Origin of the sequence: Pseudomonas sp. M2, from assembly GCF_015751845.1 — a bacterium.
GTDB lineage: Bacteria > Pseudomonadota > Gammaproteobacteria > Pseudomonadales > Pseudomonadaceae > Aquipseudomonas > Aquipseudomonas putida_E.
The window spans coordinates 396695-420309 of sequence record NZ_JADOUD010000001.1 but is presented as its reverse complement, the minus strand read 5'-3'; the positions used below and the strand labels follow the sequence as shown (position 1 = coordinate 420309).

At 61.7% G+C, this 23615-nt stretch carries 14 protein-coding genes; 5 read left to right on the top strand and 9 right to left on the bottom strand.

The genetic code is table 11. From position 1 onward, the window contains the following. Positions 1 to 468: 468 nt before the first annotated feature. The 5 genes from IWW33_RS02170 to IWW33_RS02150 form a co-directional block, all read right to left on the bottom strand. Positions 469 to 1578: a hypothetical protein gene (locus IWW33_RS02170; RefSeq protein WP_231386139.1), complete on the bottom strand. Its 1110-nt coding sequence runs from the start codon at positions 1576 to 1578 to the stop codon at positions 469 to 471. A 163-nt stretch (positions 1579 to 1741) separates the two neighbouring features. Next, positions 1742 to 2206 (bottom strand): DUF1348 family protein, encoded by a 465-nt coding sequence (locus IWW33_RS02165; RefSeq protein WP_046787243.1) that lies wholly within the window; start codon positions 2204 to 2206, stop codon positions 1742 to 1744. Between the two features lie 125 nt (positions 2207 to 2331). Further along, positions 2332 to 3513, bottom strand: coding sequence for an MFS transporter (locus IWW33_RS02160; protein WP_115275301.1), 1182 nt, complete (start codon positions 3511 to 3513; stop codon positions 2332 to 2334). Between the two features lie 75 nt (positions 3514 to 3588). Further along, the gene (gene dkgB, locus IWW33_RS02155; protein ID WP_174141647.1) at positions 3589 to 4392 is read right to left on the bottom strand and encodes a 2,5-didehydrogluconate reductase DkgB; all 804 of its coding nucleotides are present in this window, start codon (positions 4390 to 4392) and stop codon (positions 3589 to 3591) included. A gap of 199 nt (positions 4393 to 4591) precedes the next feature. Then, complete coding sequence (locus IWW33_RS02150) at positions 4592 to 6169, bottom strand: hypothetical protein (RefSeq protein WP_115275299.1); 1578 nt, start codon at positions 6167 to 6169, stop codon at positions 4592 to 4594. Between the two features lie 151 nt (positions 6170 to 6320). On the opposite strand from IWW33_RS02150, the gene IWW33_RS02145 reads away from it, so the two are divergent. Continuing rightward, positions 6321 to 11555 carry an NEL-type E3 ubiquitin ligase domain-containing protein gene (locus IWW33_RS02145; protein ID WP_174141648.1) on the top strand — a complete coding sequence of 1745 codons (5235 nt, stop codon included), beginning with the start codon at positions 6321 to 6323 and terminating at the stop codon, positions 11553 to 11555. A gap of 72 nt (positions 11556 to 11627) precedes the next feature. On the opposite strand, the gene IWW33_RS02140 is transcribed toward IWW33_RS02145, so the two are convergent. Then, positions 11628 to 12122, bottom strand: coding sequence for a DUF934 domain-containing protein (locus IWW33_RS02140; protein WP_115275297.1), 495 nt, complete (start codon positions 12120 to 12122; stop codon positions 11628 to 11630). Beyond that, a complete protein-coding gene (locus IWW33_RS02135; RefSeq protein WP_046787237.1) occupies positions 12106 to 13758 on the bottom strand; it encodes a nitrite/sulfite reductase in 1653 nt (550 codons plus the stop codon). Before IWW33_RS02135 ends, IWW33_RS02140 begins: the two co-directional genes overlap by 17 nt. A 215-nt stretch (positions 13759 to 13973) precedes the next feature. Between IWW33_RS02135 and IWW33_RS02130 the strand changes: the two genes are divergently transcribed. Next, positions 13974 to 15050, top strand: coding sequence for an ABC transporter substrate-binding protein (locus tag IWW33_RS02130; protein ID WP_115275296.1), 1077 nt, complete (start codon positions 13974 to 13976; stop codon positions 15048 to 15050). Between the two features lie 266 nt (positions 15051 to 15316). Here the strand turns inward: IWW33_RS02130 and IWW33_RS02125 are convergent, their stop codons facing one another. Further along, on the bottom strand, positions 15317 to 15535 hold the full coding sequence (locus IWW33_RS02125; protein ID WP_115275295.1) for a DUF2970 domain-containing protein: 219 nt from the start codon (positions 15533 to 15535) through the stop codon (positions 15317 to 15319). Positions 15536 to 15612: 77 nt separating this feature from the next. Further along, positions 15613 to 19320 carry a methionine synthase gene (gene metH / locus IWW33_RS02120; protein WP_174141649.1) on the bottom strand — a complete coding sequence of 1236 codons (3708 nt, stop codon included), beginning with the start codon at positions 19318 to 19320 and terminating at the stop codon, positions 15613 to 15615. A 169-nt stretch (positions 19321 to 19489) separates the two neighbouring features. Between metH and IWW33_RS02115 the strand changes: the two genes are divergently transcribed. The 3 genes from IWW33_RS02115 to nfuA all read left to right on the top strand — a co-directional run bounded on the left by IWW33_RS02115 (position 19490) and on the right by nfuA (position 23580). Next, positions 19490 to 21790: a fatty acid cis/trans isomerase gene (locus tag IWW33_RS02115; RefSeq protein ID WP_174141650.1), complete on the top strand. Its 2301-nt coding sequence runs from the start codon at positions 19490 to 19492 to the stop codon at positions 21788 to 21790. 112 nt (positions 21791 to 21902) lie between these two features. Further along, on the top strand, positions 21903 to 22937 hold the full coding sequence (locus tag IWW33_RS02110) for an acyltransferase (protein WP_125923262.1): 1035 nt from the start codon (positions 21903 to 21905) through the stop codon (positions 22935 to 22937). 58 nt (positions 22938 to 22995) lie between these two features. Then, positions 22996 to 23580: a Fe-S biogenesis protein NfuA gene (gene nfuA / locus IWW33_RS02105; protein ID WP_012313787.1), complete on the top strand. Its 585-nt coding sequence runs from the start codon at positions 22996 to 22998 to the stop codon at positions 23578 to 23580. Positions 23581 to 23615: the final 35 nt, after the last annotated feature.

Genomic DNA, 23615 nt, shown 5'->3' with positions numbered 1-23615 from the left:
GTGCAACTTTAGTAATGATAATTAATAGCATTTGTTCTGGTGCTTTTGATTGACTGTTCCGTGGCTTGTAAAGCTCGTCTGGCAATTTCCCTCTGCTTGCAAATGCGAAAGACTCGTGTTCTAGCAGCTTGCGGTGCGGCTTGTGCCGCTCTGGGTCAATACTTTATCGATTTAGCGATGACCGGCTGATGAGCGGGTGGGGCAGGCGGCTCGACAGTACCAGGAGGCAGGCGCCGGGTGCAGGCAGCCTGCCACACGCCAGGGCGCGTCAGCGCATGGCACTGATGGCCAGGCGTACTGCTGCGCTGTCGCAAGCGTAGACCTTATTTTGCGGTTTGTGCTGATGCCTTTGGCGCTTGAGGGCGCCGTTGGAGGCATAGCGAATGGAATGCGGCGCCCGCCCACATCGTCAAGGGCGTGAAAACCTCAAAAAAGGCCTCCCGGCGTCAGGGTAGGCCAAGGGTGGGTTTACGGGAAAATGATCTTGCTGTAGGCAAACTCATTATCACCCCGTTTGATGCCTGCCTCGGAGGTTGTCACCTCAACGCGGTCATCGTCGTGAACAACGATGATCTGGTGCGCATCCAGGACCTCTACACCTTCGGGCTTGTTGCTGAACACCAGCGCACTCCCGTCTTCGCGTGTCAGAAGTTTGGGCGTGCCCGGCTTCCCCGCTGTGAACGGTACGGCCCATAGAAAACCACCTATTTCAGTGGATTTTTTGCCCGCAGCATCAACGGATTGCTGCTCGAAGCTGGTCACCGCGTAGAGTCTGTCTTTGTTGAACCGGTCATACTCGATACCTGATAGCCCGAGTGTCTTGCCTTGCGCCTGGAGGTTGAAGTTCTGGATGGTTTTGAACGCCTCCACAAGCTCCATGGTTCCATTATTGAACTTCACATGCGCTGAAATAAGTAGAAAGCCGAAATACGAGTCAGCACTGCTGTTTCCCTGTTTGCGAATGCCGATGATCAGTTGGCCATCTGCCGCTTTTTCGTGCGCCGGTTCGCTCGGCGCCATGGTAATGCCTTCGATTTGAAAGTAAGGCGCACCAATGGCTTCGCTGATCTGTTTGCGCAGTCTAATTGAGCTTGTTACCCCGCCTCGTGATGAGGGCGACAAGGGTTTTGCAGCTTCAGGATCGTCCACGGGCCAGTACAAGAGGGTGCTGAGTGTGTCAGCACGTGGATCTTGTTGGGTACCGGCTTTGTTGAAGGCGGTACTGGCGATGATGTATCGGCCATCCAGCGTCTTCGTCAGCGCCTCGTATTTATCGGCTTCTTTTAACGCATCCCCAGGCAGCACCGCAGGCTCACCACTGATTTTGCCCTGCTCAAGGTCAAGCGTGAACAGGGCCGGCCCCCCCGTGGCAGGCAAGCGTTTGTCGTTGGCCAAGAGCAGTTTTCCATTGCTCTCAACCACTACCGATACTTCACAGTTGACGGAGGTTTCAGGGGTAAAACACGCTGCAGTGTGATGTTCGACGGTTGCAATGCGTCCTGGCAGTTCAGCTGCCGGTGCGTGGGGCGCTGCGCCGGCGAGGCCGGCAACCAGCATGATAATTGCTCGCTTTTCCATGGGCACTGTCCTTGTGGGAGTGGGAACGTTGCGCAGAAAAGCGTAATGGGAGGGAGAGAAGCCGGAAACTGGCATTTTTGGCAGTAGCCGTTCGACATGATCCACACGCGGACGACCTGATGTCATTGCCAGCAGGCGCATCGACCCTCTGCCCCCAAGGCGGTCAGAGCCCCAGTTCGCTGAGCCCCGGATGGTCGTCCGGGCGACGTCCCAAGGGCCAGCGGAACTTGCGGTCCGCTTCGGCGATAGGCTGCTCGTTGATGCTCGAGTGGCGATTGTGCATCAGGCCATCGGCGGCGAATTCCCAGTTTTCGTTGCCATAGGCACGGAACCACTGACCGCTGTCGTCGTGGTATTCGTAGGCATAGCGCACCGCAATGCGGTTGTCGGTGAATGCCCACAACTCCTTGATCAGTCGGTACTCCAGTTCATGGTTCCACTTGCGGGCCAGAAAGGCTTGGACCTCGGCACGGCCCCGCGGGAACTCGACACGGTTACGCCATACGGTATCGGGGGTGTATGCCAGCGATACCTTGGCCGCGTCACGGCTGTTCCAGCCATCCTCGGCCAGGCGGACTTTTTCGATGGCGCTTTCGCGGGTAAAGGGAGGCAATGGAGGGCGGGACATGGGGGGGGCTCCTTGGCGGTGGTTGGCGTAGAGGAGAGTACTGCTGTAGCGGCATTGGGGGGAATGGCTGCAACGGGCACTTCATAATTGCGCCCGTTGCAAGAGTGCAGCGCTTGCGCCAGCGGCTAAACCGCGGCGCCCAAGGCCTTGTCGACAGCCTTGCCGCGCCCGCCCAGCCATACCAGCACCAGGGCCGCCGCCGCCAGCACGCCGCCGGCCATGGGCACTGCGGCATAGCCCAGGTCCAGGCTGATCACCGTGCCACCCAGTGCCGCGCCAACGGCATTGCCAAGGTTGAATGCGCCGACGTTGATTGACGATGCAAGCCCTGGTGCCTCGATGGCGGCAGTCATGACGCGCATCTGCAAGGGCGGCACCACGGCGAAGGTGAACACGCCCCAGACCAGCAGCGCGACGGCCGCACCAATGTGGCTGCCCAGTAGCAGCGGCATCAGCAACATGATCAGCGCCAGAGCACCGAGGAAGATGCGCGCAGCGCCGTCCAGCGACCAGTCGGCCAGGCGCCCACCCAGGCTGTTGCCCAAGGTGAAACCGACACCGATCAGCACCAAGCCGAGGGTGATGAAGCTGTTTGAAGCGCCGGTCAGTTCCGCCAGCACCGGCGCTACGTAGGTGTACAGGGTGAACATGGCACCGGCGCCAAGCACGGTGGTAGCCATCGCCAGCAGCACGCTGGGGCGGGCGATGACCGCCAGCTCTTTGCGCACGTGGGGCACGCTGCCACGCTCACCTTTGGGCAGCGCGTACCACAGGGCGGCCATGGCCAACAGGCCGAGTACTGCAGTACCGGCAAAGGCCATGCGCCAGCCGACCTGCTGGCCGACCCAGGTCGCCGCAGGTACGCCGCCGATATTGGCGATGGTCAGGCCCATGAACATCGTTGCCACGGCACTGGCCTGTTTGTCCTTGGGGACCACGCTGGCGGCGACCACTGCGCCCAGGCCGAAGAAGGCACCGTGGTTGAGGCTGGTGACCAGCCGCGAGGCGAGCAAGGTGTAGTAGTCCGGGGAGAGTGCCGAGAGCAGGTTGCCGAGGGTGAAGATGGCCATCAGCGCCATCAGTGCGGCGCGTTTGCCAAAGCGGCTGAACAGCAGGGTCATGATCGGCGCACCGACCATCACGCCGATGGCATAGGCGGTAATCAGCATGCCCGCGCTGGGGATGCTCACATCGACGCCTTGCGCGATTACCGGCAGCAGGCCCATGGGCGTGAATTCGGTGGTACCGATGCCGAAGGCGCCGATAGCCAGGGCAAACAAAACCCGTTTTGGGGAAAGCGTGCTCATCAGGAGCTCCGGTTCAAAGGTCAATGAGCAGTGGTACCGGCCAGGAACAGGCCGGTACCGACATGCAGCGGGTAATCAGTCCCAGGCGGGCGCCAGGCCATCCGGGCTGACTTCACGGCCATTGCGCTCGAGCGAGGCGATGCGCGCCATGTCGTCGGCATCCAGTCTCAGGCTGCAGGCGAGCAGGTTGCTGGCCAGGTTCTCGCGCTTGGTGGAGGAGGGGATCACTGCGTATCCCTGCTGCATGGCCCAGGCCAGGGCCACCTGGGCGACCGTGGCCTTGTGCTTGGCGGCGATCTCGGCCAGCACCGGGTCCTTCAGCACTTTGCCGTAGGCCAGGGTCATGTACGAGGTGAGGGTGATGCCCTGATCCTTGAGGTAGGCAGCCAGTTTGGCGTTTTGCAGGTAGGGGCTGAGCTCGACCTGGTTGGTGGCGATTTCGTCTTTGCCGACCACCTCGATGGCTTGGCGGGTGAGTTCGATATTGAAGTTTGACACGCCGATCTGACGGGTCAGGCCGAGTTTTTTGGCTTCGGCCAAAGCTGTCATGTACTCGGCCAGTTCGATGCCCTTGCCTGGGGCTGGCCAGTGGATCAGCAGCAGGTCGACGTAGTCGGTACGCAGCTTGGCAAGGCTCTCGCGCAAGCTTTGGGCAAGCTTGTATGCGCCATGGTTGTCGACCCAGATCTTGGTGGTGATGAACAGCTCGCTGCGCGGTACGCCGCTTTCGGCAATGGCCTGGCCTACGTCGGCTTCGTTCTTGTAGATCTGCGCGGTGTCGATGGCGCGGTAGCCCAGCGCCAGGGCGGACTTTACCGAGTCGATGACGGCCTGGCCGGTGAGGCGGTAGGTGCCAAGGCCGAAGGATGGAATGCTCATGGGGCTGCTCCTGCTGAGTGATTGAGGTTGAACCAGAGCTTGGGCGCCCTGCTGCCGACCTCGTTCGAATGGGGAGCAGTGTGCAAGTTTTGCAGGGCTTGATTAAGACGGCACAACGCCAAGGTCTTTTGACCAGAAATCACGAGTCATCCCTGGGCTCGTGATTCGAACGCCGTGAATAAGCCCTGTCAGTCTCGACTCACGTGGTGATCTGCCCAGGAGCCGACTGCAGTCGCCACAGATGGCCCATGCCAGCCACTTGCTCTTGCAGCGTAGAGGCCAGCCCTGCACGCCGCGCAGCCCGATCCTGGCTGAGCATCTCGTCAAGCATGTCCAGCAGTTCACGAGACTGGGCTGCCGCTGCGCTATGGGTCGTATCGTCCTGCAGCACGCCCTCCTGATAGGTGCGCACGCGCTCTTTCTGGCTGGCCTCTTGAGTCGCGGTCGCCTCGACCAGGGCGTTGTCGGCGAACGCCAGGCGAGTGCTGCTGCGTGATTGGTCGTCGATCGTGTGATAGCTGTAGTTCTGCGTTTTGTTGTCGCGGGTCAGGGTCAGGCCGACGAGCGGGTTCAAGCCTTCATGCCAGGCGGCTTTCATGCTTGCCTGTTGCGCCTGCTCCACGGCCAGGTTCGCTGCCGGGCCTTGCAGAGTGGTCGATTGCGAAACCTTGTAGTCGAAGTGGTCCACTTCTTCAGGCCGCATCGGATTGATCTTCTGTTCGGTCTGCGTGATCGCGGCATCGAAGTCGGCCAGGCCGCTCAACAGCAGGCGGCTGGCCGTGTTCTGCGCCAGGTCATGGCCTGCAGGGCGCTTGCTGGTATCGTCCACGCTGTTGAGCTGGCTGAAGGCATCCTTGAACAGTGCCATCAGTTGCGCGTCACCATGGCCGCGCTTTTGTGCTGCGTCGAACTGGGTCAGGTAATTGGCCACAGCTGCCTGACGCTGAGCCTGGCTGCCCAGCAGCGCGCCGCCCTGGGTGTCGAGGTTCATCCTGACCGTGCCGTTGGCGCCTTGCAGTGTGAGGTTGCGGGAATCTTCGTTCAGTTGCAGGTCGAAGGTTTGCTGGTCGCCGCCGGCATTCTGCAATTTGGCATTCAACTGCAAGCCGGTGAACAGCGCCGGGTCGAGCTTGACCAGTGCGCCCAGCTGCAGGCTGGGTGGTTCCTGGGTCAGCCCGTTGAGGGCAGCCTGGAAGCTGTTCGCAAGCGCTGCCAAGCCTTTGAGCTCGTCAGTGGTCAACGTACCGCCTTGCACGTCGGCATCCACGGCCAGGCCGTTGGTGCTGCTGTAGAGCCCCACCGTCACGGTGGCGCCTGAGCCGGTAGTGAGGTTGAAGCTGACGCTGCTGGTGGCGTGTTCGCGCAACCTGGCCTGCTGCATGGCCAGCAGCAACGGGTCGGTTGTCGCGCCATCATCGATCGCCAGCCCGGATTGCGAGATACGCTGGCCACCGCTGGCCGCCAGTTGCTCCAACAGGGCAGCGCCAAGCCCTTGGAAGCGCGCTGCGGGGGAGGAAGCCTGAATGGCGCTCAGCATGTACATGCTGAGTTTGTCGATGCCGTCCTGCTCCCACACATACTGTGTCTGCGCTTTACCGAGGGTACCTTTGGCCGTGTAGGTCTGGGTGTCGACGCGGCTTTCTTGCTGGCCAAGGCTTACCACCGTGCTCGGGGATGTCATCGGCGCTTCTGTCGGCAGGGTGGCTGGTACCTGAGGTGCACGGTGGGTGATGTGGGCGACAGGGGTCAGGCGCACCACTGAGGTGATCGGGTTCATCGCCAGCTTCCTTTCTGGTCAGCAGTTGTAACTGTTATCGGCAGGGCTTGTGCAAACGTGAACGTCTGTCACGTAGGCAGGTTGCAATAGTTAACGCAAAAGCCTCGTCACGCGGTGGTGCAATCGCTGTTTTGCGCCCTAGGAGCCCGCGATGCCCAGTCAGCCGTTCACTGATGACTCCACCAATGCCTTGATTGCCAGTCGCTTGCCCGCCTGGCTGACCGAACTTGCGTCCGACACCCTCAACAGCTTGCTCCAGAGCCAGCAGCGACAACAGCAGCTACAGCATCAGTTGCACGAATGGCTGGCGCGGATCACCCCACTCGATGCATTTGCCGAGCCGCTGCTGCGAGAAGCTCTGCAGGCGGAACATCAACTTGGTGTCGATGTGCGTCGGGCCACGCTGCGGCGCAGAACCCTGCAGCGATATCCCTCGCATGTTGCGCAAGTGCCGGATGGGGTCAAAGAGCAGATCTACCAGCACAGCCTGCTGCAATCGGCGTTGCATAACTTTACCGAAGGTGAAACGTTCGCCACCAGCATCATGCAGGGCACTGCGGTGCTGGATGCATCAGGGAATGCTTGCGCGCTCTCGCCCAAAGCATTCTTTGCCCTGTGCCGCTCGCTCGACCTGGGGGGGCGTTACCAGGCGTACCTGCGCGCGCAGTTGACGCCCGGTGGTGAAGCGGGGAAACAACTGAGCACGCTGATCGAGGCAGGTTATCGCACGAGTCTCGAGGCGGCGCTGAGGCTGGCACTGGTCAATGGTGAAATAGCAAGGCATGCCTATGAACACTGTGCCCCGCTGATTGACTTGATCTCAGCTACACCCCCCTCCATCTCTGGGCTGCGGCCCATGCAACTGCGTGTGTTCGGCCGGCTGGTGCGGGGCGCGGTGGCGTTCGAGATAACCCATCAGCGCGCGACCGGTGACGAGTTCGAGGGCATATTGTGCTGGATCCCTGATGATCCTCAAGGCCCGCTGACCTGGTATACCTCTTGGGCATCGCTGTTCATGACGTTGGGTAAACAGTTCCGTTTGCCCGGTTACGTCGAATTCTTCCAACGCTTTATCGGTGAGCGTGACCGGAGTGCCTACACCCGTGCCTTGACCCAGGCGCTGAGTGATACTGCCGAGAATGTGCCGGTCCAGCTCGATGGTCGTTACGAGCCTATCGAGCAGCCGTTGTTCGAATACCTGCGCCGCCAACTGATCGACACCCTTTTGGACAATGCCAAAGTGCACGCCATACCCACTGCCGAAGTGGACGCGCAGCAGCGCGACAGGCGCCTGCATTTCTACCTGAGCTTTGCCATCGATGCGTTGGGCCTGGCGAGCTTCGCGCTACCTGCACTGGCTTTGCCATTGCTGGGGATCACCGCGTTGCAGGTGGCTGACGACGTGTACGAGGGCTATGCCGATTGGCGCTTGGGGGACCGCCAGAGCGCGCTGGAGCACTTGTATTGCGTAGCGCAAACCGTGGCTATGACAGCAGTCAATGCCGGCGCAGGCGCGGCTTCGCACCGCCTGGTGGAGGATGCTCGCGTCGCAGATCTAGTGCCGGTCTACACGGATGAACATACATTGAAGTTGAGTGACCCCAGGCTGCCAGGCTATGCCGTCCGAGACCGAGGAGCAGTCGGTGAGTTGATCAGTCTGCAAGGTGCAGAGTATGTGCGTACACCCTTGGCCAGCCATTTGACCTACCTGGAAGCTCAAACGCAGCAGCGTCGCATCCGCCATCCCGTGCGTCCCAATGCTTATGCGCCGCTGCTCGAGGGCAACGAGGGCGCTTGCTGGCAGCATGAACTGGAGACGCCCCAGGAATGGCACGCCAGCGCTGAGCTGTTTCAGGACCTCGACGCGGGCTGGGGGCACCTCGATGAGCAGGCCATACACGCGGTGATGCGGGCAACGGGGTTCAACCAGGACCAACTGCGCCGTTTGCATGTGGAACAGGCACAGGCGCCGGCGCGCTTGCACGATGCGGTGCAGAGGCAGCAGTTGCACGCTCAGCGGCCAGAGCTGAACGGGGAGGCCTTCGAGCGGCAGCTGCAGGCTCAGCAGCCCATGCCCGGCGAAGCCGAAACCCTGCTTCGCCGGGACTTTCCCGGCCTGTCGGTAATGGGTGCGCGTGAGATCATCGAACATGCGCCCGAGGACCAGGTGGAGCATATGCTCGCGCACCAGCGTGTGCCGTTGGCCTTGGCCGAGCAGGCGCGCTGGTACGTGCGCGATACGCGCCTGGACCGCGCTTGTGCGGGCCTGCTTCAAACCGCAGCAATCAATCGTGATACCGAGCAACTGGCATTGGGCATGATCGCCGAGCGCGCACCGTGGCGAGGAGTGCGCATCGAGCTGCGCGGTGACACGCTGTCGGGTGAAATGACTGCGTCGGCCGGAGCGCAAGCGGCCAGCGAGGTACGCACCGTGCTTCGAACGGCCCAGGGGTATCAGGCGCTGGATGCGCGCGCAAACCCGTTGCCATTGGCCAGAGCTGACGACAGCCTGTTCCAGGCCCTGTTGCTGCAGCTCGATCCCTGGCAGAAACGAATGTTGGGCGATGCCAGCGACGCCCCCGAAACACTGGCCCAGGCCATGTCGCAATGGGCCAGCGAAGAACGCGAGCTCGCCGCTTCACTGTTGCGCATGGCGCCAGTCGGCCTTGGTTTCAGGCCGCCGGTACGGCTGGGCGACGGGCGCCTGGGTTACCCCTTGAGTGGCCGTGGCGAAAGCAGCAATCGCGCATTGCGTCGGGGTATTCAACGGCTGTTCCCCGATTTCGACGAAAGCGCGATGGAGCAGTTTGAGCAGAACGCCCGCACGCTTGGGCTGACACCTTGGAATCACTACCTGCGCCTGTGTGAAGAGCTGCGAACGCTTGATCAGGCGTTGGGGCTGTGGCGTCGGCAATCGTCGGGGCCGATTCAGTTGATCCGGCGGGCGCGCATGGCACGGCGGATTCGTCACGCCTGGCAACGTCGCACTCACGACACTGACGGCCATCCTGCGTTGATTCTGGAGGGTTCACGCCTGGGTAGTCTGCCCGAACTGCCGGAGCGCGTTCACTTCGACCATGTGACTTCCCTGGTACTGCGCAATCTTGATCTGACGGCGCTCAGCGAGGGCTTGCTCGCCCGCTTTCCCAATGTACGGCGCCTGGACTTGTCTTCCAACCGGCTGACCTCGATACCGGATACCAGTGCACTGGCACAGCTGGAACAGCTCGATTTGCGTAACAATCGCATCGTCGACATCAGTGAAGCGCAGGCCGGCTGGTTACGCGCCAACCCCGGCTGCGCAAGCTTGCAGGGCAATCCGCTATCACCGGTTGCACTCGAGCGGCTGGCGATCGAGCCTGAAGCGATCGGCCAGCAGGGCGCAGAGGGCATTGCCCCGTGGCTCGAAGGGCTGACCGAGCGCGAGGCTGCGCCGCGTCGCAGGTACTGGCAGGCGCTGGCGCAAGAGCCAGGCTGCGAAGAGTTCTTTGCTTTTCTCACAGCGTTGCTGCAGACCGAAAAATTTGCTCTTGAAACCGAAGACATGCGGCGTCGTGTGGGTGAGCTGCTTTATGCCATGTACAACCATGCTCATATTCGACGGGCGGTATTCCATCAGGCAGCGGTACCAGGCGCAGGCGCCGACCTCGATGCCTTGATCGTCCACCTGCAGGTGGCGTTGCGCACCGATGGCGTGCGCGGTAGGCAAGTCGAGCAAGCGCTGCGCAGCCTGGGCCGTGAGTTGTTCAGGCTTGATCAGGTGAACCGCTTCGCTGAGCGGTACATCGAAAGCCTGAGCCAGCGCTCGGTGCCCTTCAAGCCAAGTGAGATTTACCTGGCCTTCCGGGTACAGCTTGCAGAGTCGCTGGGTATCTACGGCCAACCGACCTATCTGAGTTTCAAGCATGTCGCCAACGTGACGCCGGACCAACTGGTCGCAGCCGAGGCCGCGGTGTACGAGGCCGAAACAGCTGAGGCGCTGAGCCAGTTCCTGGCTCAGCAGGCATTCTGGCAGGATCATGTACGGCTCGCGTACGCCGATCAGTTCGCGGCCATACGGCAAGCCTACACAGAACGGCAAGCCGCACTAGCGGCCAATGGCGAGCAAGAGCAGGCACCGAGCAATGCAGGCGCTGGAATTGCAGAGCAGCGCACGCAGGAGGAGGTCGCGTTGACGCTGGCGCTGGCCCGCGGCAACTACCGGACGTGGTATCGACTCGAGCTACCTCATGGTCCTGGCTCGCGCGCGTTTGCCCATCTGTCGAGGCGTCTGGACAGTAGCCTGGCGATGTGGTGCGGGGAGCCTGGCGACCCGGAATATCTGGCGCGGTCCTATCTGGCGGGTGTCCTGCGCCATTTCTGGCAGTCGGATTACAGCAATGATGTCCCGCCCCGGCGTTCGAGCAGCGAAGGGTGGACCGTCAGTTCTTTACCCGTGCTGCCCCCAGGCATCATGTTTGAACAAATACGTGACCTGTCAGTGTGCAACCATCAGATTACGGTTATCGAGGCTGATTTCCTGCGTCGTTTTCCCAATCTGGAAACAGTCGACTTCTCTGGCAATTGCTTGCGAACGCTTGATGGGCTTGAGCACTTGCCGCGGGTGCGCACATTGAACCTTGGCGGCAACATGCTCGAAACGGTGCCGGGGTTGCAGTACTTGAGCGAATTGAACGCTCTGGACCTCAGTGGCAATCAACTTGCCGATCTACCGGCTGGCATCGAGCAGTTGACCGAACTGACCCATCTGGACCTCTCCTTCAACCAGATCGCTGCGCTTGATGGGCGGATTGGGCAACTGGCAAGCCTTGAAAGCTTGCAATTGAGCGGTAATCTCCTGAGTGCGTTGCCGGACAGTATTGGCAACCTTGTGCAACTGAGCACTCTCGATGTCGCAGCGAACCGCTTGCTCACTGTCCCGGCACAGTTGAATCTTCTGGGCAGGTTGACCCAGCTCTTCATGCAGAACAATCTCATAACACTCGACGCGCAAAGCCAGTTGCGGCTGGAATGGTTCTCCAGGCTGGAGGTGCTAAACCTTGACGCTAACCCATTAGGGGTAGCGCCACAGTTGCGCTACAACGTTCACCTGCAGTACGTGTCGTTGCGTGCCACGGGCCTTCGCAGTTTTCCTCTGGCGTTGCTGCAGCGCCAGCCAAACCTGGTCGTAGACTTGCGTGGCAACCGGATCGTGACATTGAGCGAGGAGGCGTTGAGCTGGGTCGAAGCGCACCCGCACACGGTCAACCTCGAACAGAACCAGCTGAGTGAGGCGGTCATGGAGCGCGTGCGTGAAGCAATGGCTCGGCTGCGGGCAGAACGGGACGGGGCTGCAGAACTGGATCCCTGGGGGGTAAGCAGAAGGCCCATTGACCGCAGGGGTTGAAAAGCCGTGCAGCGAGGTGGCTGCATGAACTGGAGCATGGCCCACCGTGCGGTGGGCCATGCCGGGAGACGATCAACGGCGGCGGAACAGCGGTAGCGGCTCGTCGGTGGCGGCCTGGTAGGTCACCGAGAAGTCCTTCAGCCCTTGCAGGGCATCTTCCGGGTCCTTGTCGGCACGGATGGCGAAGGCATCGAAACCGCAGCGGGCCAGGTAGAACAACTGGTCACGCAGTACGTCGCCAATGGCGCGCAGCTCGCCCTTGAACTGGTAGCGGTCGCGCAGCAGGCGCGCATTGGAGTAGTTGCGCCCATCGGTGAAGGCCGGGAAGTTCAGGGCGATGACCTGAAAGTACTGCACGTCATCACCGATCTCTTCCGCTTGTTCATCGCTGTCCAGCCACACGCCCAGGCCACCGTCGCGAGCCTTGAGCATATGGGCATGGTCACGCCACAGTTGCAGCGGGACGATGTAGTCGTCGCAGTTGGTCAGTTCGTCGATCGTGGTTTCCTTGGGCAGCAGGTGCCAGGTTTCGTCGACGATCTGGTTGTTCTTAATGATTCGCTGCATAGACGCGTTCCTTGAAAGGGTCGATGCCGATACGCTGGTAGGTGTCGATGAAGCGCTCTTCCTCGGTACGTTGCTCCACGTACACGGCGATCAGCTTCTCGATCACGTCGGCCATGTCGTCCTGGGCGAAGGACGGGCCAAGGATCTTGCCCAGGCTCGCGTCGCGCGCGGCGTTGCCGCCCAGGGACACCTGGTAGAACTCCTCGCCCTTCTTGTCCACGCCGAGGATGCCGATGTGGCCGACGTGGTGGTGGCCGCAGGCATTCATGCAGCCGGAGATGTTCAGGTCGATCTCGCCGATGTCGAACAGGTAGTCCAGGTCGTCGAAGCGGCGCTGGATGGATTCGGCGATCGGGATCGACTTGGCGTTGGCCAGCGAGCAGTAGTCACCGCCAGGGCAGCAGATGATATCGGTCAGCAGGCCGATGTTCGGCGTGGCGAAACCTCCTTCGCGCAGCTCCAGCCACAGGGCGTGCAGCTGACGCTGCTCGACGTCGGCGAGGATGATGTTCTGCTCGTGCGAGGTGCGCAGGAAGCCGAAGCTGTAGCGCTCTGCCAGGTCCGCCACGGCGTCCAGCTGCTTGTCGGTCAGGTCGCCCGGGGCAACGCCGGTGGGCTTGAGCGACAGGGTCACGGCCACGTAGCCAGGGCGCTTGTGGGCGCGGGTGTTGCGCGAGCGCCAGCGGGCGAAGCCTGGGTATTCGGCGTCCTGGGCGCTGTAGTCGACGTTGTCCAGGGCCAGGTAGTCCGGGTCGATGAAGTGGCGCGAAACACGCTGTACTTCTTCTTCGGTCAGGGTGGTGCTGCCGCCACGCAGGTGGGCCATTTCGGCCTCGACCTTCTCGGCGAACACTTCCGGGGTCAGGGCCTTGACCAGGATCTTGATCCGCGCCTTGTACTTGTTGTCACGACGGCCGTAACGGTTGTACACACGCAGGATGGCGTCCAGATAGCTGATCAGGTCTTGCCACGGCAGGAATTCGTTGATGAATGAACCGACCACCGGGGTACGGCCCAGGCCGCCACCGACCAGCACGCGGAAGCCCAGCTCACCGGCAGCGTTGCGCACCGGCTCCAGGCCGATGTCGTGCACTTCGATGGCCGCGCGGTCTTCTTTCGAGCCGTTGATCGCGATCTTGAACTTGCGCGGCAGGTAGGCGAATTCCGGGTGGAAGGTGGTCCACTGGCGGACGATCTCGCACCAGGGGCGCGGGTCGATGATTTCGTCTGCGGCAACACCGGCGAACTGGTCGGTGGTGGTGTTGCGCAGGCAGTTGCCGCTGGTCTGGATCGCGTGCATCTGCACGGTGGCCAGTTCGGCAAGGATGTCCGGGATGTCTTCAAGTGCCGGCCAGTTGTACTGCACGTTCTGGCGGGTGGAGATGTGGGCATAGCCCTTGTCGTAATCGCGGGCGATCTTGGCCAGTGTGCGAACCTGGCGGGCGTTCAGCTGGCCGTAGGGCACGGCGACACGCAGCATCGGGGCGAAACGCTGGATATAGAGGCCGTTCTGCAGGCGCAGAGGGCGGAATTCTTCTTCGCTCAGCTCACCGGCCAGGTAGCGGCGGGTCTGATCACGGAACTGCTTGACGCGGTCCTCGATGATCCGCTGATCGTACTCGTCGTATACGTACATAAAAGTCCTGTCTCAGGCTGCATGCAGCTATTCGCGCGCACGGCCGCGCACTCCGGTTCGGAGCGGGGAAACGATATCAGGTTGCGTTTATGCGCTAAAGTGATGTTTTTGCATATGAAAAGAACCAAACGAACTAAGTGAGATTGACTGGCGTTTATCCGTCACTCAGCGCCGCAGGTTTATACTCGCGGGTTTGTTGGTAAGGATGTAACCGCATGCTCAAGGCATTGTGCTACAGCTTGTGCCTGAGCCTGCCGCTGGCAGCCAGCGTTCAGGCCGCTTCGGTGGTTTTCCTCAATCCGGGCCTACCCGCAGAGACGTTCTGGGTCAGTTACTCGCGCTTCATGCAAGCGGCGGCTGATGACCTGGGCATGGCGCTGCAGGTGCAATACAGCGCCCGTAATCCCGAGCGCGCCCTGAGCCAGGCCCGGGCGGTGCTCAAGGGCCCGCAGCGCCCGGAATACCTCGTGCTGGTCAACGAGCGGTACGTTGCGCCGCAGATCATTCGCCTGGCGCAAGGTAGCGGGGTCAAGCTGTTACTGGTCAACAACGGGCTGACCGCCAGCCAGGCGAGCAGCATTCAAGCCCAGCCCGCAAAGTACGGCGCTTTGTTAGGGGCCTTGACGGCCAATGACGAGCAGGCCGGTTACCAGATGCTGCACCAGATGGTCGCTTTGCTGCCGCCCAGTAACGAGCCGGTGGACCTGGTGGCTTTCGCCGGGCTCAAGACCACGCCCGCCTCGCAGTTGCGTGAAGAAGGCATGCGTCGCGCCTTGGCCGACTTCCCTCAGGTGCGCCTGCGGCAGGTGGTTTACGGTGGCTGGAACCGCCAGCGCGCCTTTGAACAGGCGCAGCAGTTGCAGCAGCGCTACCCGGATATCAAGCTGGTGTGGTCGGCCAACGACGAAATGGCCTTTGGCGCCATGCGCGCGTTCGAGGCTGCGGGGCGCAAGCCTGGGCAAGATGTAGTGTTCAGCGCCGTCAACAGCTCCCCCGAGGCCTTGAGAGCGCGTATCGAAGGGCGCCTGGGGGTGCTGATGGGTGGGCATTTCAGTCTCGGCGGCTGGGCCATGGTCATGCTGCATGACGATGCCTATGGTGTGGATATCGCACGGGATGGTCAGCGCGACCATGTGATGCCGGTTTTGCAGTCGATCGATCCAGACAAGGCAAAGCGTTGGCTCAAGCTGGCGGAACAGGACGACTATGGTGTCGACTTCCAGCGTTTCAGCGCCCAAGGACGCCCGCCGACTTACCGGTATCCCTTCCTGACGTCACCTGTCGACTACTGAAAAACCCTGCTTGAGAGAAGGGCATTGCTCGTCTTAACTGCTGGTTGTGAAGTGCATTCCCATAACCACTACAAGAGGCAATGCAATGGGAAATACAACCAAGGTCCGCAAAGCTGACAGCAGCGTCGATGCCTGGGCGATCCTCTGCCTGATCGTCCTGGTGGTGGTCACTGCCGTGTACTGGGTCAGCCACCAATAGCCTCAGCTCCAGGCCGTGATGCAACTTGAGCCGCCCGCGCAAGGGAATTACGCGGGCGGGTTGCGTTTCAGTGGGCGGTCAGGTGCAGCGCCAGTCGTACCAGGCCGATCAGGATCAGGATGAACACCAAGGTGAACAGTGCGCCCAGCGCGATGAAGTGGCTGGCCTTGCCATGGGTAAAGTCGCGCGCGCGGTTCTTGCCGCTCTGCACACCCAGCGCGGCGGCCAGGATGCTGTGCAGCATCTGCCAGAAGGTAGGGGGTTTACCTTGACTGGAATCGTCCATGCTGGCTCCTTGGATATTCAGAGGCAATCAGGGACAGTGTAGATGGCAAATGGGGCCGCAAAGCGGCCCCACGAACGTCAGCTGTCGTACCCCAGGTTCGGTGCCAGCCAGCGCTCGCTGACGCTGACATCCTGGCCCTTGCGTGCGCTGTAGCTGTCGATCTGGTCCTTGTCGACCTTGCCCACGGCAAAGTACTGCGCTTTCGGGTGAGCAAAGTACCAGCCGCTGACCGCCGCAGCCGGGAACATGGCGAAGTGCTCGGTGAGGAACACGCCGCTGGGGCCGGTTTCACCAATGGCTGTGCCGTCGAGCAGGCGGAACAGCGTTTCTTTTTCGGTATGGTCCGGGCAGGCCGGGTAGCCTGGGGCAGGGCGGATGCCGCTGTACTGTTCCTTGATCAGTGCCTCGTTGTCCAGGTGCTCGTCGCGCGCATAACCCCAGTGCTCTTTACGCACCTGCTCGTGCAGCCACTCGGCGCAGGCCTCGGCCAGGCGGTCGGCGAGGGCCTTGACCATGATCGAGCTGTAGTCGTCGCCCTTGTCCTGGTAAGCCTTGGCCACTTCCTCGGCACCAATGCCGGCGGTGGTGATGAAGCCACCCATGTAGTCGGTGACGCCGCTGTCTTTGGGCGCGACAAAGTCGGCCAGGGAGAAGTTCGGCTTGCCATCGGGCTTGATGGTCTGCTGGCGCAGGTGGTGCAAGGTGGCCAGGGGCTGACCGTTGTCGTCGTAGACCTGAATGTCGTCATCGGCAACCTGGTTGGCTGGCCAGAAGCCGAACACGGCGCGCGCACTGATCAGCTTCTCGTCGATCAGTTTGTCGAGCATCTCGCGGGCATCCTTGTACAGCGAGGTTGCCGCTTCACCCACCACTTCATCGGTGAGGATGCGTGGGAACTTGCCGGCCAGGTCCCAGGAAATGAAGAACGGCGTCCAGTCGATGTACTCGGCCAGGGTGCGCAGGTCGATGTTGTCCAGCACCTTGACGCCTGTGAAGGCAGGGACCGCCGGCTGATAAGCGGCCCAGTCGTATTTCGGCTTGGCCGCCACGGCCTGCGCGTAGCTCAGGCGCTCGGTGCGGGCACTGCGGTTGGCAGTGCGTTCACGCACTTCGATGTAGTCCAGGCGGGTTTTTTCAACAAAGTCGGGCTTGAGTTCCTTGGACAGCAACTGGGTGGCCACACCTACCGCGCGGGAGGCGTCGGTCACATAGATCACCGCATCGTTGCTGTACTTGGGCTCGATCTTGACTGCGGTATGGGCCTTGGACGTGGTGGCGCCGCCGATCATCAACGGCAGCTCGAAGCCCTGGCGCTGCATTTCCCGGGCAACATGAACCATCTCGTCCAGCGACGGGGTGATCAGGCCGGACAAACCGATGATGTCGCACTTCTCGTCGCGGGCGGTCTGCAGGATCTTCTCTGCCGGTACCATCACGCCGAGGTCGACGATGTCATAGCCGTTGCAGCCCAGGACCACGCCGACAATGTTCTTGCCGATGTCGTGCACGTCGCCCTTGACCGTCGCCATGAGAATCTTGCCCTTGGCTTCGGGCTTGTCGCCTTTTTCGGCCTCGATGAACGGGATCAGGTGGGCCACGGCCTGCTTCATCACCCGCGCCGACTTGACCACCTGCGGCAGGAACATCTTGCCGGCGCCGAACAGGTCGCCAACCACGTTCATGCCGCTCATCAGCGGCCCTTCGATGACTTCGATCGGGCGCGCACATTGCTGGCGGCACTCCTCGGTGTCTTCGACGATGTGTGCGGTGATGCCTTTGACCAGCGCATGTTCCAGGCGCTTGCCGACCGGCAGTGAGCGCCAGGCTTCGTTCTCTACTTCCTTGGTGGCGCCGCCGCCTTTGTAGTCGTCGGCGATGGCCAGCAATGCATCGGTACCTTCGGGGGTGCGGTTGAGCACCACGTCCTCGACCCGCTCGCGCAGCTCGGCCGGGATCTCGTCGTAGATTTCCAGCTGGCCGGCGTTGACGATACCCATCGTCAGCCCGTTGCGGATGGCGTGGAACAGGAACACCGAGTGGATCGCCTCGCGCACCGGGTTGTTGCCACGGAACGAGAACGACACGTTGGACACGCCGCCCGAGCTCAGCGCATGTGGCAGGTGGTCACGGATGTAGGCGCAGGCCTCGATGAAGTCCACGGCATAGTTGTTGTGTTCTTCGATGCCGGTAGCGACGGCGAAGATGTTCGGGTCGAAAATGATGTCTTCCGGCGGGAAGCCGACTTCATTGACCAGGATGTCGTAGCTGCGCTGGCAGATTTCCTTTTTGCGGGCGGCGGTGTCGGCCTGGCCGACCTCGTCGAAGGCCATCACTACCACGGCCGCGCCGTAGCGTTTGCACAGGCGGGCGTGGTGCTTGAATTGCTCGACGCCTTCTTTCATGGAGATCGAGTTGACGATGCCCTTGCCCTGGATGCATTTGAGGCCAGCCTCGATCACTTCCCATTTCGACGAGTCGATCATGATCGGCACGCGAGAGATGTCCGGCTCGCCTGCAATCATGTTGAGGAAACGGACCATGGCTGCCTGGGAGTCGAGCATCCCTTCGTCCATGTTGATGTCGATTACCTGAGCACCGGCCTCTACCTGCTGCAGGGCGACCTCCAGCGCTTCGGTGTAGTTTTCTTCGCGGATCAGCCGGGCGAACTTGGCGGAGCCGGTGATGTTGGTGCGCTCACCGACGTTGACGAACAGCGACTGGCGGTCGATGGTGAACGGTTCCAGGCCCGACAGCCGGCAGGCCTTGGCGATTTCCGGGATCTGGCGCGGTTTGTATTTGGCCACTGCCTCGGCGATGGCCTGGATGTGCCCGGGCGTGGTACCGCAGCAACCGCCGATGATGTTGAGGAAACCACTGGCCGCGAACTCTTCGACCACGGCAGCCATCTCGGCCGGGGTTTCGTCGTACTCGCCGAAGGCGTTCGGCAGGCCGGCATTGGGGTGGGCGGAAACGTGGGTGTCGGCCTTGGTCGACAGCTCTTCAAGGTAAGGGCGCAGGTCCTTCGCGCCCAGCGCGCAGTTCAGGCCGACGGAAATCGGCTTGGCATGGCGTACCGAGTTCCAGAACGCTTCGGTGGTCTGGCCGGACAAGGTACGGCCCGAGGCATCGGTGATGGTGCCGGAGATCATGATCGGCAGTTCGATGCCGTCATCTTCGAACACCTGCTGCACGGCGAAGATCGCCGCCTTGGCGTTGAGCGTGTCGAAGATGGTCTCGATGAGGATCAGGTCGGCGCCACCCTCGATCAGCCCGCGGGTCGCCTCGATGTAGTTTTCCACCAGTTCGTCGAAGGTGACGTTACGGTAGCCGGGGTCGTTGACGTCCGGGGAGATCGAGCAGGTGCGGCTGGTCGGGCCGAGCACGCCGGCAACGAAGCGCGGCTTGTCCGGCGTCTCCAGGGTCTTGGCGTCCGCCACCTGGCGGGCGATGCGCGCGCCCTGGACGTTCAGCTCGTAGACCAGCGACTCCATGCCGTAGTCGGCCTGGGAAATCTGCGTGGCGTTGAAGGTGTTGGTTTCGAGAATATCGGCGCCGGCGTCCAGGTACGCCTTCTCGATGGCAGCGATGACATCGGGGCGGCTGAGCAGCAGCAGGTCGTTGTTACCTTTTACATCGCTTGGCCAATCGGCGAAGCGCGTGCCACGATAGTCGTGTTCCTCGAGGCGGTAACTCTGGATCATAGTACCCATGCCGCCGTCGAGGATCAGAATGCGCTCATTGAGTGCGTGCTGGAGTGCTTGGAGACGAGCGCTGCGGTCGGACATAGGAACTACCTGGTCGGGCGAATATCAGAAGGTGCGGAATCATAACAAAGCTGCGCGGTTTTTAGGCGCATTGGCCATTCGCATGAATTTCGTTCATGTTGCGCCGTGAAGCACCCATGGTCGACCAGGCAAACGTGATGGCTTTTCTAGAACCCAGGACTTTCGGCACATGGTGCATCGTTTTCTTGTCGGCGCTTTCGCGCTGCTGCTCAGCAGCGTCGCGCTCGCACAAGCCCCCCAATCGAGCGCGGTAATTTCCTACACCCGGGACATTCAACCGATTTTCACCGAGAAGTGCGTGGCCTGCCATGCCTGCAACGACGCCGCCTGCCAGCTGAAGCTGGAGAGCCCCGAAGGCGCAGTGCGTGGTGCAACCAAGGTACCGGTGTACCAAGGTGAAAGGAGCAAGGCAGTCCCGACCACGCGGCTGTTCTACGATGCGCACAGCGAAGAGCAGTGGCGCAAGAAGGGCTTCTATTCCGTGCTAGACGGCCAGGGCAGCCAGGCCGCATTGATGGCACGCATGCTGGAGCTGGGGCACAAGGCGCCGCTTACCCCCAACGCCAAGCTGCCCGACGATATCGTCCTGGGGCTCGCGCGCAACAACATGTGCCCGTTGCCCCATGAGTTCGATGCCTATGCCGGCGCCCACCCCAAAGAGGGTATGCCGCTGGCGGTCACTGGCCTGACCGATAAGGAATACCAGACCCTGCAGGGTTGGCTGGCTGCAGGTGCGCCGGTCGAGTATGAGCCCATTCAACCCAGCGCGGCCGAGGCCAAACAGATTGCCGACTGGGAAGAACTGCTCAATCGACCGGGCTCTACCGAGGCCTTGGTCGGGCGCTGGCTGTACGAGCACCTGTTCCTGGCGCACATCCATTTCGTCGGCGGCGAGCAGGGCCACTTCTTCCAGTGGGTGCGCTCGCGCACGCCCAGCGGCCAGCCGGTCGACCTGATTGCCACGCGCCGCCCCAACGACCCGCCGGGTACCGACTTTTATTACCGGTTGATTCCGGTGCAGGGTGTGATCGTGCATAAAACCCACATCACCTACCCGATGGGGCCGCAAAAGCTCAAGCGCGTGAAGCAGCTGTTCTATGCCGGTGACTGGCACGCCAGCGCGCTGCCGGGGTATGGGCCGCGCCACCGGGCCAACCCGTTCGAGACCTTCGAGGCGATCCCGGCGGTGGCGCGCTACCAGTTCATGCTGGACAACGCCGAGTACTTCGTCCGCACCTTCATCCGTGGACCGGTGTGCCGTGGGCAGATCGCTACCGATGTGATCCGCGATAACTTCTGGGCGCTGTTCCAGGAACCGGCGCACGACCGCTACGTCACCGATGCGGCGTACCGTGGCCAGGCCACACCGTTGCTCGCCATGCCGGGCCAGATCGATGACGTGGGCAGTGTGCTCAACCTCTGGCATGCCTACCGTGACAAGCGCAACGAGTATGAAAAACTGCGTCGCGACGCCTACGCCGAAATGCCGGCGCCGGGCTGGTCGACCCTGTGGGCCGGCAACGACAATGCGCTGCTCAGCATCTTCCGCCACTTCGACAGCGCTTCGGTGACCAAGGGCCTGGTCGGCGATGTACCGCTGACGGTGTGGCTGTTCGACTACCCGCTATTCGAACGCACCTATTACCAGCTGGCGGTCAACTTCGATGTATTCGGCAATGTCTCGCACCAGTTGCAGACGCGGCTGTACTTCGACCTGATCCGCAATGGTGCCGAGGTCAACTTCCTGCGCCTGATGCCAGCGGACCAGCGTGGTGCAATTCTCAGCGACTGGTACCAGAACAGCGGCAAAGTGAAGATGTGGCTCGACTATGAAGACATCGACACTGACACGCCGAGCGGCATCAGGCTCGACCCACGCGACCCCAAGCGCGACTTCGGCCTCAAGCTGCTGCAGCGCACCGGCAGCCTGAACGCTGCGCCCGACCCGATCAACCGCTGCCAGGGTGCTTACTGCTCGCGGCCGCAGATGAATGAAGAATTCCGTAACGTCGAGCAGTCGCTCAGCCGTCTCGTATCACGCCCGGCCGCAGGCCTTAAGGTGATCAACCAGTTGCCTGAAGCCACCCTGCTGCGCATCGAAGGGCAAGGCGGCCAGCGTCAGGTCTACAGCCTGCTGCGCAACCGTGCACACAGCAATGTCGCGTTCCTGCTGGGCGAGGCCGCGCGCTACCAGCCGGGGCTCGATACCCTGACCTTGTACCCCGGGGTGCTCAGCAGTTACCCGAACTTCATCTTCAACATCCCGGCGGCGGATGTGCCGGAGTTCGTCGAAGACATGGAATACGCGCGCGACGATGCCGCCAGGTTTGAACGTATCGTCATGCGCTGGGGCGTGCGCCGCAGCCACCCGCAGTTCTGGCGTTACTTCCACGACCTGAGCACCTATATCAAGGAAACCCAGCCGTTGGAGTCCGGGGTGCTGGACATGAACCGCTACGAGAACCTCTGATCGGTTGCGCTGACCTTTCCGGCACACCTGCGGTCGGAAAGGTTGGGTGGTCCGGGGCTGCCAGGCAGCCCCACTGTGGCCTCAATGCACCAAGGCAATCGCAGGGTGATCCATGCTGTATTCGCTTCAGGCACTGCGGGCGTTCGCCGCCTGGGTGGTGGTCTGCCACCATTTCATGCAGATCTTTTTCGACTTCCATGCCACTGGCCCCATCGGCCAACTGCTCACTGACCGCGGCGCCGTGGGCGTCGACATCTTCTTCGTCATCAGCGGGCTGGTAATCTACCTTTCGACCCGAGACAAGCCCGTTGAGCCGCGTCGGTTCCTGCTCAACCGCGCGTTGCGCATCGTCCCTGCCTACTGGTTCTACACCCTGTTGATGGCGCTACTGCTGCTGGCCTTCAGCCAATGGATGCCACACCAGGCATTCACCTGGCATCACCTGCTGCTCTCGATGCTGTTCATTCCGGCAGAGAACCCCGGTGGCTACGGCCTGTACCCGACCTTGAACGTTGGCTGGACGCTGAACTTCGAGATGTTCTTCTACCTTTTGTTTGGCCTGGCATTCCTTGTCCGGCAGCGCCACCAGTTGCTGCTGGTGACCGCTGCACTGCTGCTGGTCAGCGAAGTGCTGGGCCGCCTTGGCGTGCTCAGCCGCTTCTACAACAACGGCATCATCTACGAATTTCTGCTCGGTATCGGCATCGGTGTGCTGTACCGCCGCGGCCTGGTGCGCGAGGGGTTGTGGTTGCCGCTGGCGGTGCTGGGCGTGGCGGGCTACGCGATCTACCACTTGGACGCGTCCCAACGGCTCTTGCATTGGGGCCTTCCCGGTGCACTGATAGTGCTGGCATTTGTAGCGCTTGAGCCGTACTTCCAGGGCAACCGGCTGCTCAAGGCATTGGGGGACTGCTCGTACTCGGTGTACCTGATCCACGTGCTGGTGCTGTATGCGGGCTGGTTCGCCAGCCAGCGCCTGCACTTGAACCCCTACCTGGTCTTTGCGCTGTGCGTGCCGTCCATTGGACTAATGTCGTGGTTCAGCTACCAGTGGCTGGAACGGGGCCTGTACCAGCGGATGCAGGCGTGGCTGGCGGCACCGCGGGAGCAAACGCCGGCGTTTGCTCTTTCCCGAGTCAAATGCTAGGACTTTGTTCGAAGGCCAGCTTGGCGTACACTTGGCCGCAAGTCTGTGAGGAACTTCCATGAGCGCTATAACCATTACCGACGCCGCCCATGATTACCTGGCCGATCTGCTTTCCAAGCAGAACACGCCTGGCATCGGCATCCGCGTTTTCATCACCCAGCCGGGCACCCAGTACGCCGAAACCTGCATTGCCTACTGCAAGCCGGGCGAAGAAAAACCTGACGACACCGCCGTGGGTCTGAAGAGCTTCACTGCTTACCTGGATGCCGTCAGCGTGCCGTTTCTGGAAGACGCGCTGGTCGACTACGCCACCGACCGCATGGGCGGCCAGCTGACCATCAAGGCGCCGAACGCCAAAGTACCGATGGTCAACGAAGACAGCCCGATCAACGAGCGTATCAACTACTACCTGCAGACCGAGATCAACCCGGGTCTGGCCAGCCACGGTGGCCAGGTCAGCCTGGTGGATGTGGTCGACGACGGCATTGCCGTGTTGCAGTTCGGTGGTGGTTGCCAAGGCTGCGGTCAGGCCGACGTGACCCTGAAGGACGGCATCGAGCGGACCCTGCTCGAACGTATTCCAGAGCTCAAGGGCGTGCGGGATGTGACTGACCACACCCAGAAAGAAAACGCGTACTACTGATCGGTAGTTCGGCGAACGGCTGGCCACAAGCGCCT

Excerpts from the sequence above, each read along its gene's own strand:
- IWW33_RS02115 (WP_174141650.1), top strand. The coding sequence starts at position 19,490 with ATGGTGCATCGTTTTCTTGTCGGCGCTTTCGCGCTGCTGCTCAGCAGC.
- IWW33_RS02145 (WP_174141648.1), top strand. The coding sequence starts at position 6,321 with ATGCCCAGTCAGCCGTTCACTGATGACTCCACCAATGCCTTGATTGCC.
- IWW33_RS02130 (WP_115275296.1), top strand. The coding sequence starts at position 13,974 with ATGCTCAAGGCATTGTGCTACAGCTTGTGCCTGAGCCTGCCGCTGGCA.
- IWW33_RS02165 (WP_046787243.1), bottom strand. The coding sequence starts at position 2,206 with ATGTCCCGCCCTCCATTGCCTCCCTTTACCCGCGAAAGCGCCATCGAA.
- IWW33_RS02150 (WP_115275299.1), bottom strand. The coding sequence starts at position 6,169 with ATGAACCCGATCACCTCAGTGGTGCGCCTGACCCCTGTCGCCCACATC.
- IWW33_RS02125 (WP_115275295.1), bottom strand. The coding sequence starts at position 15,535 with ATGGACGATTCCAGTCAAGGTAAACCCCCTACCTTCTGGCAGATGCTG.
- dkgB (WP_174141647.1), bottom strand. The coding sequence starts at position 4,392 with ATGAGCATTCCATCCTTCGGCCTTGGCACCTACCGCCTCACCGGCCAG.
- IWW33_RS02110 (WP_125923262.1), top strand. The coding sequence starts at position 21,903 with ATGCTGTATTCGCTTCAGGCACTGCGGGCGTTCGCCGCCTGGGTGGTG.
- nfuA (WP_012313787.1), top strand. The coding sequence starts at position 22,996 with ATGAGCGCTATAACCATTACCGACGCCGCCCATGATTACCTGGCCGAT.
- IWW33_RS02170 (WP_231386139.1), bottom strand. The coding sequence starts at position 1,578 with ATGGAAAAGCGAGCAATTATCATGCTGGTTGCCGGCCTCGCCGGCGCA.
- metH (WP_174141649.1), bottom strand. The coding sequence starts at position 19,320 with ATGTCCGACCGCAGCGCTCGTCTCCAAGCACTCCAGCACGCACTCAAT.
- IWW33_RS02160 (WP_115275301.1), bottom strand. The coding sequence starts at position 3,513 with ATGAGCACGCTTTCCCCAAAACGGGTTTTGTTTGCCCTGGCTATCGGC.
- IWW33_RS02140 (WP_115275297.1), bottom strand. The coding sequence starts at position 12,122 with ATGCAGCGAATCATTAAGAACAACCAGATCGTCGACGAAACCTGGCAC.
- IWW33_RS02135 (WP_046787237.1), bottom strand. The coding sequence starts at position 13,758 with ATGTACGTATACGACGAGTACGATCAGCGGATCATCGAGGACCGCGTC.